At 65.0% G+C, this 12,557-nt stretch carries 11 protein-coding genes; 7 read left to right on the top strand and 4 right to left on the bottom strand.

The features are described 5' to 3' along the window. Positions 1-64 precede the first annotated feature (64 nt). Genes VHO04_RS09765 through VHO04_RS09755 form a run of 3 tightly spaced genes read right to left on the bottom strand, consistent with a single transcriptional unit; the run spans position 65 to position 4,623 of the window. Positions 65-1,126: an alpha/beta fold hydrolase gene (locus VHO04_RS09765; RefSeq protein ID WP_329628144.1), complete on the bottom strand. Its 1,062-nt coding sequence runs from the start codon at positions 1,124-1,126 to the stop codon at positions 65-67. A 36-nt stretch (positions 1,127-1,162) separates the two neighbouring features. Then, entirely contained in the window at positions 1,163-2,680 is a 1,518-nt protein-coding gene (locus tag VHO04_RS09760; RefSeq protein WP_329628143.1) for an anthranilate synthase component I family protein, read from the bottom strand. Continuing rightward, a complete protein-coding gene (locus VHO04_RS09755) occupies positions 2,680-4,623 on the bottom strand; it encodes a SurA N-terminal domain-containing protein (protein ID WP_329628142.1) in 1,944 nt (647 codons plus the stop codon). Before VHO04_RS09755 ends, VHO04_RS09760 begins: the two co-directional genes overlap by 1 nt. 169 nt (positions 4,624-4,792) lie before the next feature. Between VHO04_RS09755 and tpiA the strand changes: the two genes are divergently transcribed. The 7 genes from tpiA to VHO04_RS09720 all read left to right on the top strand — a co-directional run bounded on the left by tpiA (position 4,793) and on the right by VHO04_RS09720 (position 11,687). Continuing rightward, the gene (tpiA, locus tag VHO04_RS09750; RefSeq protein WP_329628141.1) at positions 4,793-5,542 is read left to right on the top strand and encodes a triose-phosphate isomerase; all 750 of its coding nucleotides are present in this window, start codon (positions 4,793-4,795) and stop codon (positions 5,540-5,542) included. Between the two features lie 163 nt (positions 5,543-5,705). Beyond that, positions 5,706-6,140: a preprotein translocase subunit SecG gene (secG, locus tag VHO04_RS09745; protein WP_329628140.1), complete on the top strand. Its 435-nt coding sequence runs from the start codon at positions 5,706-5,708 to the stop codon at positions 6,138-6,140. Positions 6,141-6,261: 121 nt separating this feature from the next. Next, positions 6,262-7,890 carry a CTP synthase gene (locus tag VHO04_RS09740; RefSeq protein WP_329628139.1) on the top strand — a complete coding sequence of 543 codons (1,629 nt, stop codon included), beginning with the start codon at positions 6,262-6,264 and terminating at the stop codon, positions 7,888-7,890. A 26-nt stretch (positions 7,891-7,916) separates the two neighbouring features. Beyond that, entirely contained in the window at positions 7,917-8,603 is a 687-nt protein-coding gene (locus VHO04_RS09735) for a Crp/Fnr family transcriptional regulator (protein ID WP_329628138.1), read from the top strand. Between the two features lie 631 nt (positions 8,604-9,234). After that, positions 9,235-10,485 (top strand): lipoprotein-releasing ABC transporter permease subunit, encoded by a 1,251-nt coding sequence (locus VHO04_RS09730; protein ID WP_329628137.1) that lies wholly within the window; start codon positions 9,235-9,237, stop codon positions 10,483-10,485. Further along, entirely contained in the window at positions 10,478-11,155 is a 678-nt protein-coding gene (locus tag VHO04_RS09725; protein ID WP_329628136.1) for an ABC transporter ATP-binding protein, read from the top strand. The genes VHO04_RS09730 and VHO04_RS09725 overlap by 8 nt, the downstream gene beginning before the upstream one ends. Before the next feature lie 55 nt (positions 11,156-11,210). Then, positions 11,211-11,687, top strand: a complete 477-nt coding sequence (locus VHO04_RS09720; protein ID WP_329628135.1) for a glutathione peroxidase — start codon at positions 11,211-11,213, stop codon at positions 11,685-11,687. 13 nt (positions 11,688-11,700) lie between these two features. On the opposite strand, the gene VHO04_RS09715 is transcribed toward VHO04_RS09720, so the two are convergent. Next, positions 11,701-12,516: a hypothetical protein gene (locus VHO04_RS09715; RefSeq protein WP_329628134.1), complete on the bottom strand. Its 816-nt coding sequence runs from the start codon at positions 12,514-12,516 to the stop codon at positions 11,701-11,703. Between the last annotated feature and the right edge of the window lie 41 nt (positions 12,517-12,557).

Genomic DNA, 12,557 nt, shown 5'->3' with positions numbered 1-12,557 from the left:
TTTGCGGCGCGGGGGGAAGCTTTACGAACTATCGGGCGAGCAATTCCACCTTCATCCTTCGGAATCATTCGGCCATCAGCTTCGCCAGATCATCCTTCCAGAATTTCGCCCATGTGTGGGTGCTATGCCCCTTTGTTTCAGCGCTGGCGGGGATCAGGATGAACTTCGCCGCGGGCATCCGCGCAACCGCTTTTTTGGTGATGCCATAACCGGGCGGGTTGATGAAATCGTCGGCGGAATTGATCCACAGCACCGGCACTTCGATCTTTTCGAGATTCGCCCATGGGTTGTAATTTCGGGACGAATCAAACTGATAGATGATGTCGTTGGCATCGTTTCGGCCAAAGGTGCGTGCGAAGGCTTCGTCCTTGTATGTTTCCGCGGCTTCGCGCGTCGGATATTGCGCCTGCAACGCATAGGGGTTCGCGCCCGCGATCATCGACAGCGACGCCGCGGTGCGCAGCCCCGACAGCGGCGGGTCGGTATAATTGCCGTCCTTCCACAGCGGGTCGGCCTTGATCGCGTCGATCGACAGGGTGCGCCACATCCGGTTTTCGCCTGCGATCTCGACCGGCAGGCAGGCGAAGGGCGCGAGCCTTTCGGCGAAGCCCGGATGCACCTCGCCCCAGACGAAGGCGTGCATACAGCCCATCGAAGTGCCGAGGATCAGCTTCAGTTTCGTCACGCCGAGCTTTTCGGTGAGCATCCGATACTGGGCGGCGACCATGTCGTCATAATCATAGCGCGGGAACGCCATTTTGAGGCCGTCGCTTGGCTTCGACGAGCCGCCGTGGCCGATATTGTCGGGCAGGATCACGTAATATTTGCCGGCGTCGAGAACCTGCCCGGGTCCGAACAACTCGTTCGCGAACTGCGGCTGGAAGAATTGCTTGCCGGTGCCGCCGGTGCCGTGGAGGATCATCACCGCGTTGGTGACATGGCCCTGCCGGTCGCGCTGCGGCTTGCCTAGCGTCGTGTAATGGATTCGCAGCTCGGGCAGCTTTTCGCCGGTGCCGAAGGTGAAATCCTTGAGGATCGCGTCACCCTCGACGGCGCTTTCGGGCTGCGCGTGAGCGGGACTGGCTGCGGCGAGGAGCAGGGCGAGCGGGGCGAGGCGTTCCAGCATGGCGACGAAGCTAGCGCTCGCCGGCACCGGGTCAAGCTATTGCCCGTAGTCTGCTTGGCCCGCGATGCGCACCGCTTCGCGCGCCGCCGCGAACAGCGCCCCCGCCTTGGCCTCGCATTCGCGCTGCTCATAGGCGGCTTCGCTGTCGGCGACGATGCCGGCACCGGCCTGGACGTGCATTTCGCCATCCTTGACGATCGCGGTGCGCAGCACGATGCAGCTGTCCATATTGCCGTCGGGGGCGAAATAGCCGACGCCGCCCGCATAAGGCCCGCGCGCGTCGACCTCCAACTCGGCGATGATCTGGCAGGCGCGCACTTTAGGCGCGCCGCTGACGGTGCCCGCCGGGAAGCCCGCGAACAGCGCGTCGATCGCATCCCTGTCGGGCGCGATTCGGCCGATGACGTTCGACACAATGTGCATGACGTGGCTGTAAAATTCGACCGTATAGCTGTCGGTCACCGTGACGCTGCCGCCGGTCGCGGCGCGGCCGACGTCGTTGCGGCCGAGGTCGAGCAGCATCAGATGCTCGGCGCGCTCCTTGGGGTCGGCGAGCAAAGATTCGCGATTCTCGACATCTTCCGCGCTTGTCTTGCCGCGCGGGCGGGTGCCGGCGATCGGGCGGATGGTGATCTCGCCGTCGCGGACGCGCACGAGGATTTCGGGCGACGAGCCGATGATCGCGAAGCCCGGCAGATCGAGGAAATAGAGGAAAGGCGACGGGTTGATGCGGCGGAGCGCGCGGTAGAGGTCGAAGGGCGGCAGGTCGAACGGAGTCGAGAAGCGCTGCGACAGCACGACCTGAAAAATGTCGCCGGCGGCGATATAATCCTTTGCCGTGGCGACCATCTCGGCAAAGCGCTCGGGCGTCGTCGCGGGGATCGCGGCGATGTCGGCGGGCAGCGTCTCGGTGCCGGCGCGCTCGCCGTGGGCGCTGGCGGTTGCGAGGCGCGCGGCGATGGCGTCGAGGCGGTCGGCCGCGGCGTCGATCATCCGGTCGATCGGCGCGCCCGCGTCGGGCCAGATCGGCGCGATCAGGAACAATTCGTCGGCGAGACGGTCGAAGACGAGGATCGTCGTCGGGCGGACGAACACCATGTCGGGCAGGCCGAGCCCGGCGCCCGGCGCGCGCGGGATGCGCTCGACGAGACCGATGGTTTCATAGGCGAAGAAGCCGACGAGCGTCGCGAGCGCCTTCGGCAGCCCCTCCGGCACGTCGAAGCGGCATTCGGCGACGAGGTCGCGCAGCGCCTGCAGCGCGCCGGTTTCGAGCGGGTTGAAGGCGTGTTTGTCGTGCCGCCAGTCGCGGTTGATCCGCGCGGCATCGCCAGTCGCCTCGAACAGCAGGTCGGGGTCGAGCCCGATCAGACTGTAGCGCCCGCGCGTCTCGCCGCTTTCGACCGATTCGAGCACCCAGTCGCCACGGCCTGGCTCGATCAGTTTAAGCGCGGCCGAAACGGGGGTCTCGATATCGGCAATCAGCCGCTGCCAGACGACCGCGCCGCGGCCGCCCGCGAGCGCTTCGAGCGCCGCAGCCCTGCCTTCGAGCGCCACTATTCGGCGACCGGCGTCGCGCCGGTCAGTTCCTTGCGAAGCTGTTCGAGCAGATCCTTGTTGATCTTCACCCCGATGCGGCGCTTCGCCTCGCCGGCGAATTGCTCGACCAGCTCGTTGCCGAAAGCGGGAGCGAGCGGCTGCGCGATCGCATCGACGCGGGCGGGATCGATCGCTTTCGGATCGGGGCGGTCGACCTGGGTCAGCGCGATCACCATCCAGCCGCGATTGCCGGGGATTTCGAGCGTCTTGACGCTGCCCTTCGCCATAGAGAAGAGCAGTGCGAGTTCGGGCGGAACCGGCTTGCCGTCCTGGCCGAGCTCGGCGCGGCGGCCGCCGATCGTCTGGACGCCGGCGTTGGGCCCGGAGGCTTTCGCGGCTTCGGCCAGGCTCTTGCCGCCTTCGACCGCCTTGACGATCGCGCGCGCCTTGTCGCGGGCGACCTTCTGCCCCTCGGCAAAGCGCCATTCGCTGAGCAGGTCGCCGCGAATCTGCGCGAAGGGCGGCGGCGCCGCGGCGACGATCGACTTCACCGAATAGACGGCGAATTTCTCATTCTCGACCAGTGTCGCGAGCTGCGCTTCGCCTTCGCCGCTGGTCTGGAAGGCGCCGCCGATCATCGGCGCATATTCGGGGGCGAGCGCGAAGCCCGGGGTGCCCGGCGCGCGGCCGCTGGGGAGCAGGGCGGGGGTTTCCTCGACCTTGAGCTTGCGGTCGGCGGCGATCTCCTCGATCGAGGCGCCGCTGTTCACCGCGTCCTGGATCGCGTTGTAATAATCGACGATCGCCTCGTTCGCCTTGTTCTTGCTCAGTTCGACGCGAATCTCGGGCGTCGCGGCGGCGAGGTCGCGGGCGGGCTTGGCGGTGACGCCTTCGACGCGCGCGACGACCCAGCCGAGGCCCGACTGGACCGGGCCGAGAAGCTCGCCCTGCTTTGCCGTGAAAGCGGTCTTGGCGATCGCGTCGCTGGTCGTGGCGGCGTAGGCCGATTGCGTCAGTTCGCCGGTCGTCGAGGCCGAAAGCCCCGCGGCCTGCGCAGCGGCGGCGAGCGATGCGCCGCCGCGGACCTTCGCGGCGATGGCGTTCGCAGTCGCCTGATCGGGGGCGATCACCTGCGCGAAGCGGCGCGTCTCGCTTGCGGCATATTGCGCGGCGTTGTCCTTGTAGGCCTTGGCGATCTCGGCGTCGCTAACCGCGGGGACAGGCACGGCGCTGCGGTCGAACAGCGCATATTGCACCACGCGGCGCTCGGGCACCGTGAATTTCGAGGCATTTTGTTTCAGAAAGGTCTTGAGCGTGGCGTCGCCGGGGTCGCCGGCCGGCGCGAAGGCGCTTGCCGGGATGAAGGTCGCCTGGCCCTGCCGCTGTTCGAGCAGAAGCGCCGCATAAGGGCGCGCCACGCCGGGCGAGACGCGAGGAATCGTCCCAATCGGAATACCGATCTGTTCGAGCATGAGCTGCTGCCTGAGCTCCTGGCGGAGTTGCGCTTCGGTCATGCCGTTCTGACGCAGGAAATTCTCGAACGTCTTTTGGTCGAACTTGCCCGACACGCCCGAAAAGGCCGGAATGTCCGCGATACGGCCGTCGATCTGGCGCTTGCTGACGCTGAAGCCGATCTTGGTCGCAAATTGATCGAAGGCCAGACCGTCGACGAGTTGGCCGAGCACCTGATCGAGCCCGCCGCCCTCGACGAAGGCCGCCATGGTAAGGCCCGGCTGCTGCTCGCGCGCCTGATTATACGACTGGCGCACGCGGTCGCGCAGCTCGCCGAGGCCGATCTCGCGATCGCCGACCTTGGCGACATTGGCGCCGCCAAGGCCGCCGAACGAGGCGTTGCCGGTCACGTCGCCCAGCGCGAACAATATGCCGATCAGGACGATGAAGGCGAGCGCGAGGAACTTGCCGATCGTCGAACTGAAAAGGTTGCGGAGGTTCGTGATCATGAAGCGGTCAGTCTTTCGGCAGGCGCGGACGTGCGCGGTCGCGCGCTGCTTTAGGCGGGACGGGAGAGCGCATCAAGGCGGGAAAGTGCGAGCGCGCGTGACCGGCTTGCCTTCGCGGCTTCTGCGCCGCTAGGGGAAACGATCGGATCGATGAACAGGGGAATGGGCGATGACGCGGCGCAAATATGTGGTCGGCAATTGGAAGATGAACGGGCTGATAGCCGCGCTCGACGAGGCGAAGGCGATTTTCGCCGCCGCCGAAGCACATTCTTCAGTAGATGTCGCGCTCTGCCCGCCCTTCACGCTGATCGGCGCGATGGTTGCCGCGGTGCCCGGCGCGGCGGTCGGGGGGCAGGATTGCCATGCATCGGCCTCGGGTGCCTTTACCGGATCGGTCGCGGCGCCGATGCTGGCCGATGCGGGCGCGCACCTCGTCATCGTCGGGCATAGCGAGCGGCGCGAGGGGTTCGGCGAAAGCGACACCGACGTCCGTGCCAAAGCTGAGGCCGCGCTGGCGGCGGGGCTGTCGGTGATCCTGTGCGTCGGCGAGCCGCGTGCGGTGCGCGAATCGGGCGGGGCGATCCCCTATGTGCTGGCGCAGGTTGCGGGATCGCTGCCCGGCGAATTCGATCCGGCGCGGCTTGCCGTCGCTTATGAACCGATCTGGGCGATCGGCACCGGGCTGGTGCCGACGGTCGCCGATGTCGCCGACATGCACGGCGCGATCCGGGCGAAGCTGAACGAACAGGCCGGCAGCGAAGCCGCGAGCGTCATGCGTCTACTCTACGGCGGGTCGGTGAATGGCGACAATGCCGCCGAGTTGCTGGGGGCAGGCGACGTCGACGGCGCGCTCGTCGGCGGCGCCAGCCTGACCGCGGCGAAGTTCGTGCCGATCGTCGAAGCGGCGGCCAGTCTCTGATCGTCGCCCCCGCGAAAGCGGGGGCCGCCATCGGCCTTGCGCAAGGTTGCCAGCGGCCCGCGCCTTCGCGGGGGCGACGTATGGCTTGAACCCCCGCCGCTTCGTCTCTATGTGCGCCGCGGGCGTGGTCCGTATGGGGCCATGCAAGTTCCGGGAAATATAGATGTCCAGTCTCTTCACCTTCCTGCTCGTCGTCCAGGCGCTGATCGCCGCGGTGATGATCGGCGTCATTCTGATGCAGAAGTCGGAAGGCGGCGGCCTGGGGGTCGGCGGCAGTCCCGCGGGGCTGCTCTCGGCGCGCGGTGCGGCGGATTTCATGACCCGGGCGACCACGGTGCTCGCGACCTTGTTCGTTGGTCTGTCGATCGTTCTCGCGGCGCTGGCCTCGGTGGGCGGAGCCGGCGGTTCGACGATCGATACCTCGCTGTCGAAGACGGCGCAGCAGAGCAGCGGCGCGCCCGCCTCGTCGCTGACCGGCGCGGCGCAGAACGCCCCGGCCCAGAGCGCTCCCGCTTCGGACGATCCGCTCGCCGCCGCATCCGCCGCGGCCAGCCAGAAGGCGGTTCCGGCCCCGACCGAAGCGCCCGCCAAGAAATAAGTCTGTAAAATACCGGAAGGCCTCGGCTTTCCGGCTTCGCGCGCGGCGGCGGAAAAATTTCCGCGTCGGGCGATTCGACGGCTTGCGCCGTCCCCCTCCTGTTGAGTAAGTCTTTCCTCCCATGGCGCGGTTCATTTTTATCACCGGCGGCGTGGTCTCCTCCCTTGGCAAAGGTTTGATGGCGGCTAGCCTTGCGGCACTGTTGCAGGCGCGGGGCTATCGCGTCCGCATCCGGAAGTTCGATCCCTATCTGAACGTCGATCCGGGGACGATGTCGCCCTATCAGCACGGCGAGGTCTATGTGACCGACGACGGGGCCGAGACCGACCTCGACCTCGGCCATTACGAACGCTTCACCGGCGTCGCGGCGCGGCAGAGCGACAATGTCACCTCGGGCCGCATCTATCAGCAGATCATCACCAAGGAACGCCGCGGCGACTATCTGGGCGCGACGGTACAGGTGGTTCCGCACGTCACCGACGCGATCAAGGCCTTTGCCCGCGCCGAGACCGACGACCTCGATTTCGTGCTGTGCGAGATCGGCGGCACCGTCGGCGACATCGAATCGCTGCCCTTCATTGAGGCGATCCGCCAGCTCCGCAACGAGGAGGGGCGCGAGAATACGCTGTCCGTCCACGTCACTTTGGTGCCCTATATCGCCGCCGCGGGCGAGCTGAAGACCAAGCCGACCCAGCATAGCGTGCGCGAGCTTGCCTCGCTGGGCGTTCAGCCCGACGTGCTGCTTTGCCGCTGCGAAAAGCCGCTGCCCGAGGGCGAGCGCGCGAAGATCGCGCAATTCTGCAATGTGCGGAAGGAAGCGGTGATTCCGGCGCTCGACGCCGATTCGATCTATTCGGTGCCGGTACAATATCATGGCGAGGGGCTCGATTCGGAGGTGCTGCGCGCTTTCGGCATCCACGACGCTCCCGAACCCGACCTGACCGCCTGGTACGACATCATGGACCGCAAGCAGCACCCCGAGGGTGAGGTCACGATCGGCGTCGTCGGCAAATATGTCTCGCTTCCCGACGCCTATAAATCGCTCAACGAGGCGCTGGCGCATGGCGGCATGGCGAACCGGGTCAAGGTCAACATCCGCTGGCTCGACGCCGAAATGTTCGAGGAAGGCGACCTCGCGGCCAAGCTGGAGCCGATGCACGGCATTCTTGTGCCCGGCGGCTTCGGCGAGCGCGGGTCGGAAGGCAAGATCGCGAGCGTCCGCTTCGCGCGCGAACAGGGGGTGCCGTTTCTCGGCATCTGTCTGGGGATGCAGATGGCGTGCATCGAGGGTGCGCGGAACACGAGCGGGATCGCCAAGGCGTCGAGCACTGAGTTCGGCGCGACCGACGAGCCCGTCGTCGGCCTGATCACCGAATGGATGAGCGCCGAGGGCCTGCAGCAGCGCGGCGCGAACACCGATATGGGCGGCACGATGCGGCTTGGCGCCTATGACGCGAAGCTGTCGCCGAACAGCCATGTCGCGAGCATCTATGGCGCGACCGACATCAGCGAGCGCCACCGGCACCGTTATGAGGTTAACGGAGCGTATCGCGAAGCGCTCGAAAAAGGCGGTCTGGTCTTTTCAGGCATGTCGCCCGATGGCATGCTGCCCGAAATCGTCGAGCGGCCGGACCATCCGTGGTTCATCGGGGTGCAGTTTCACCCCGAGCTCAAATCCAGACCCTTTGATCCGCACCCGCTGTTCAAGGGATTCATCGAAGCCGCGGTGAAGCAGAGCCGGCTCGTCTAACGCAAAAGCAAAGGGATGACAGGGGCATGGATCACGCGAAACTCGCTGCACTGCAGGGCCCCGACAGCATATTCTCGGGCCTGACCGTCGAGAATTGGGCGGAGATTGCGAGCCGGTCGGTGCAGATCAGCTTTGCCAAGGGCAAGGAATTGCTCGTCCAGGGCGATCCCGGCGACATGATGCTGATTCTGACCGAGGGCACAGCGCGCGTGTCGATGCTGACCGCGGGCGGGCGCGAGATCGTCCTTGCTTATGCCGAGCCCGGCGCCGTGCTTGGCGAGATTGCGCTGCTTGACGGCGGGGAGCGCACCGCGTCGGTGACCGCGACCAGCGCGGGGAGCGCGCTTCAACTCGGTCGCAATGCGCTCAAGGATTTTTCGGCGAGTCACCCCGAATTCACCTGGTCGCTGATGCAGCAGCTCGCGCGGCGGCTGCGCACCGCCGACCAGACGATCGAGAGCGACCGCGCCTATGCCTCGGGCCCGCGGCTTGCGCGCTATCTCAAGCGGCTGATCCGCAAGGATGCGGCGGAGACGACGCATCGCGTCGAATTGAGCCAGACCGAACTCGGCAATTTTGCGGGGATGAGCCGCGAGCATATCAACCGCCAGCTTCGCAGTTGGGAGGAATCGGGCTTGATCTCGCTGGAGCAGGGGCGGGTGCGCGTGCTCGATACCGATATGCTCGAGGATATCAGCGAGAGCGAGGGGTAGGTCGACGAACGTCGGCTGACGACCGGGAAGCTGACCTACCTTATATCGTCATCCCGGACTTGATCCGGGATCCATTCTCTCAGCGCTGGTTGAATGGATCCCGGATCAAGTCCGGGATGACGAGAGTCTGAAAGTCGCGCTCAGCATCTCTTAATCTTTGTCATTCCCGCGAAAGCGGGAACCCAGAGTGGGGTCAGCCGACGCACGCTCTGGGTTCCCGCTTTCGCGGGAATGACGAAAATTAGGAAGGGGCCGCTTCCCACTTCAAAGCTGACATCTGCTGCGCCGCCACCCGAATCACAACGCCCGGGCCTCTCGCGAGACCCGGGCGCCTGTGACGAACACTCGCCATCCCCCTTGTGCGCAGACCCGGCGAAGAGCCTGCACTCCCTGGAGCCGGGCCTTTGGGCCGCGTTGAACCAGAGAGTGTGGGCTAGGGCCAAGGGGGGGATTTGTCACCCTTCGGCACGCCTGCCGCGTTTCTTTTGGCCCGGCCTGTGGCCGATGGGCAACATATTATGCGAATCGTTCGCAACAGGACGACGCGTCGCCCCATTGCCAGTATCGCCGCCGCTGCCTAAAGCGAGGCCATGACCGCACCGCGCATTGCGCCAAAAAGGCCGCTCGCCCCATGATCCTGCGTGCGTATGAACGCGCCATCTTCAAACGCTACCTGCTCCCCCAGCGCGGCGAAGGCTTCATCTTCGTCGCCGCGGCGTTCAGCTTCATCGCGGTGACGCTGGGGGTCGCGGCGCTGGTGATCGTGATGAGCGTGATGAACGGCGTCCGGTCCGACCTGTTCGACAAGATCGTCGGGCTGAACGGCCATGCGGTGGTGCAGGGCTTCGGCGGGCGGATCGACGATTGGCAGGATGTGCTGAAGCAGGCGAAGGCGACGCCGGGCGTCACATCGGCGACGCCGCTGATCGAACAGCCGCTGCTCGTGACGTTCAGCGGGCGCGTCGAGGGGGTGCTGGTGCGCGGCATGACCGTGCCCGACATCCGCAAGAACGACGTGCTGGGCGACAAGGTGCTGCAGGGCAGTCTCAATTCGCTCACCCCGGGTTCGGGCAATGTCGCGCTCGGCAGCGAGCTGGCGCGCAATCTGGGGGCGACGGTCGGGTCGACGGTGACGATTATCAACCCGCAGGGGCGCTCGACCCCCTTCGGCACGGTGCCGCGCGAAATCGCCTATCGCGTGTCGGCGATCTTCGAGATCGGCGTCTATGATTTCGACAAGGCCTATGTCGTGATGCCGATGGAGGATGCGCAGCTTCTGCTGCTCAGCGGCGACCAGATCGGGATGATCGAGGTCAAGGTGACCGACCCCGACCATGTCGGCGACATCCTCCAGCCGCTGGCCGAAAAGGTCGCGGCGAAGGCGGTGATATCCGACTGGCGATCGATGAACGCGAGCCTGTTCGAGGCGCTGTCGATCGAGCGCGTCGCGATGTTCATCATCCTGTCGCTGATCATCCTGGTCGCGGCGTTCAACATCATCTCGTCGCTGATCATGCTGGTGCGCGCCAAGATGCGCGACATGGCGATATTGCGGACGATGGGGGCATCGCGCGATTCGGTGATGCGCATCTTCATCGCGATCGGGCTGGCGATCGGGGTCGCGGGAACGCTGATGGGCATGGCGATCGGTTTCGGCCTGCTTTTCTTCCGCCAGAATGTCCTGCGCGGGTTCGAGATCATCACCGGGCAGTCGCTGTGGGATCCGTCGATCCGCTTCCTGACCGAGCTGCCCTCGAAACCCGACCCGTTCGAAATCGCCGGGATCGCGGTGATGACGATCGTGTTCAGCTTCCTTGCGACGCTCTATCCGGCCTATAAGGCGGCGAACACCGATCCGGTGCAGGTGCTCCGCTATGAGTGACGTTCTCCTCGAACTCACCGGGCTCAAGCGCAGCTTCACGCAGGGCGACGTCACCATCGAGGTGCTGCGCGGGATCGACGCAAATCTTCGCCGCGGTGAGATCGTCGCGCTGCTCGGGCCGTCGGGGTCGGGCAAGTCGACGATGCTGCAAGCCGTCGGCCTGCTCGAAGGCGGATTCGACGGCACGATCCGCATCGACGGCGAGGATGTCACGCGCTTCGACCAGGGCGCGCGCACGAAGACGCGGCGCGAGAAGATCGGTTTTGTTTATCAGTTCCATCATCTGCTCCCCGATTTCACCGCGATCGAGAATGTTGTGCTGCCGCAATTGATCCGCGGCGCGGGGCAGGCGGAGGCCGAGGAACGCGCGACCGATCTGCTTGGGCGGCTGGGGCTCGCCGAGCGGCTGCATCACAAGCCGAGCAAGCTGTCGGGCGGCGAGCAGCAGCGCGTTGCGGTGGCGCGCGCGCTCGCGAACCGGCCTTTGCTGGTGCTCGCGGACGAGCCGACGGGCAATCTCGACGAAGCGACCGCCGACCGCGTGTTCGACCAGTTCGTCAAGCTGGTGCGCGACCATGGCTCGGCGGCGCTGGTCGCGACGCACAACGAGCGGCTGGCGGCGAAGATGGACCGCGTGCTGCGCTTGCACGAGGGGCGGATAGAGGGGTAGGCTTCCCCGAAAACCCCTCCCTCAAGAGGGAGGGAATGAAAAGAGGAGACGGCAAATGACTCTCTACGATCTTTCGGCGAAGCTTCCCGGCGGCGGGTCGCAATCCTTGGCCGATTATCGCGGCAAGGTGCTGCTGATCGTCAACACCGCGTCGAAATGCGGCTTCACCCCGCAATATGAGGGGCTGGAAGAACTCTATCGCGATTATAAGGATCGCGGGTTCGAGGTGCTGGCTTTCCCCTGCAACCAGTTCGGCGCGCAGGAGCCGGGCGATGCGGCGGAGATCGCGAATTTCTGTTCGCTGACCTATGACGTGACCTTTCCGGTGATGGCGAAGATCGACGTCAACGGATCGGACGCCGATCCGATCTTCAAACATCTGAAAGAGGAAAAGACCGGTCTGCTCGGCAGCGGGATCAAGTGGAATTTCACCAAATTCCTGGTGGGTCGCGACGGCAAGACCGTGTCGCGCCACGCGCCGACGACGAAGCCTGAGTTGCTGCGGAAAGAGATTGAGGAATTGCTGGGTTAGGGAGGCCGCGAACTCAGTTTGAAATATACACTTCGGGGAATCCCTGCTTCCGCCACCGTTCAACATCAGCCTGCATCTGTGCACGCTTCGCGGCCGGGGATATGTCGTCCGTTGCGAATTCCACATTCTCGCTAACAGGTGTGCCGTATCGACGGCACTGTTGGAGCATCAGTGGGAAATAGCTCTTGATGATGGGCAGGGCGTTCTTCAGCGTTGGTGAACTTCCCCGATAGCCCTCGGGTGCCGGCTTGCGCTTGATTGCGTGGAAGCAGGCGGCATTCATGCCATTGATCGGCTCGCGAAGCTGCACCCACATCATAAAATTCATCGGTTCGCCGGCAACGGATCCGGTCGGTGCTCCCGTTCCCGTCGCGGGTTTGGGCGTATTCGCTGGAGAAGACGAAGATGTTGCATTGTTCGATGCGGTTGGAGAAGCCGTATAGGCCCAGACATCGAACGGGTTGGCGATCTTGATCTCGCGGCTCGCGGGTGGTGCCTGGGCGAGCTGAATATGCGCTTTGGCCAAATCCAGCGCAGCCTTCTCGCTGTATCTGTGATCACATTTGATGTTGCGCGACCACCCTTGCGCTGTCGGATAGAGTCGTTCCGACAGGGCGCTCAATTGTTGCATCATGACCGCCTCACCGCCGAAGCCCGGATCGGCAAAGTCAGCCGGGGCGACAACGATCAGGTTGGAGTTCGGCCCGTCGCATTCGCCCTTGGAACATATTTCGACGGCACAGGTGCGCCAATCCTGTTGCTGAGCATGCGCCGTACCAATCGAAAGGATGATCGCCAAACAGGTGAAAGCCACGCGTGAAATCGTCATGAGCACCCCTCGATTTTCGGCCTGTCCTGGCGCGCTGCTCA

The sequence above is a fragment of the Sphingopyxis sp. genome (genome assembly GCF_036261875.1).
GTDB lineage: Bacteria > Pseudomonadota > Alphaproteobacteria > Sphingomonadales > Sphingomonadaceae > Sphingopyxis.
This window is presented reverse-complemented; position numbering and strand designations above follow the sequence as displayed.

What these genes read in the sequence shown, in the direction of transcription:
- VHO04_RS09765 (WP_329628144.1), bottom strand. Translation starts at nt 1,126, where the DNA reads ATGCTGGAACGCCTCGCCCCGCTCGCCCTGCTCCTCGCCGCAGCCAGT.
- VHO04_RS09755 (WP_329628142.1), bottom strand. Translation starts at nt 4,623, where the DNA reads ATGATCACGAACCTCCGCAACCTTTTCAGTTCGACGATCGGCAAGTTC.
- tpiA (WP_329628141.1), top strand. Translation starts at nt 4,793, where the DNA reads ATGACGCGGCGCAAATATGTGGTCGGCAATTGGAAGATGAACGGGCTG.
- secG (WP_329628140.1), top strand. Translation starts at nt 5,706, where the DNA reads ATGTCCAGTCTCTTCACCTTCCTGCTCGTCGTCCAGGCGCTGATCGCC.
- VHO04_RS09740 (WP_329628139.1), top strand. Translation starts at nt 6,262, where the DNA reads ATGGCGCGGTTCATTTTTATCACCGGCGGCGTGGTCTCCTCCCTTGGC.
- VHO04_RS09735 (WP_329628138.1), top strand. Translation starts at nt 7,917, where the DNA reads ATGGATCACGCGAAACTCGCTGCACTGCAGGGCCCCGACAGCATATTC.
- VHO04_RS09730 (WP_329628137.1), top strand. Translation starts at nt 9,235, where the DNA reads ATGATCCTGCGTGCGTATGAACGCGCCATCTTCAAACGCTACCTGCTC.
- VHO04_RS09725 (WP_329628136.1), top strand. Translation starts at nt 10,478, where the DNA reads ATGAGTGACGTTCTCCTCGAACTCACCGGGCTCAAGCGCAGCTTCACG.
- VHO04_RS09720 (WP_329628135.1), top strand. Translation starts at nt 11,211, where the DNA reads ATGACTCTCTACGATCTTTCGGCGAAGCTTCCCGGCGGCGGGTCGCAA.
- VHO04_RS09715 (WP_329628134.1), bottom strand. Translation starts at nt 12,516, where the DNA reads ATGACGATTTCACGCGTGGCTTTCACCTGTTTGGCGATCATCCTTTCG.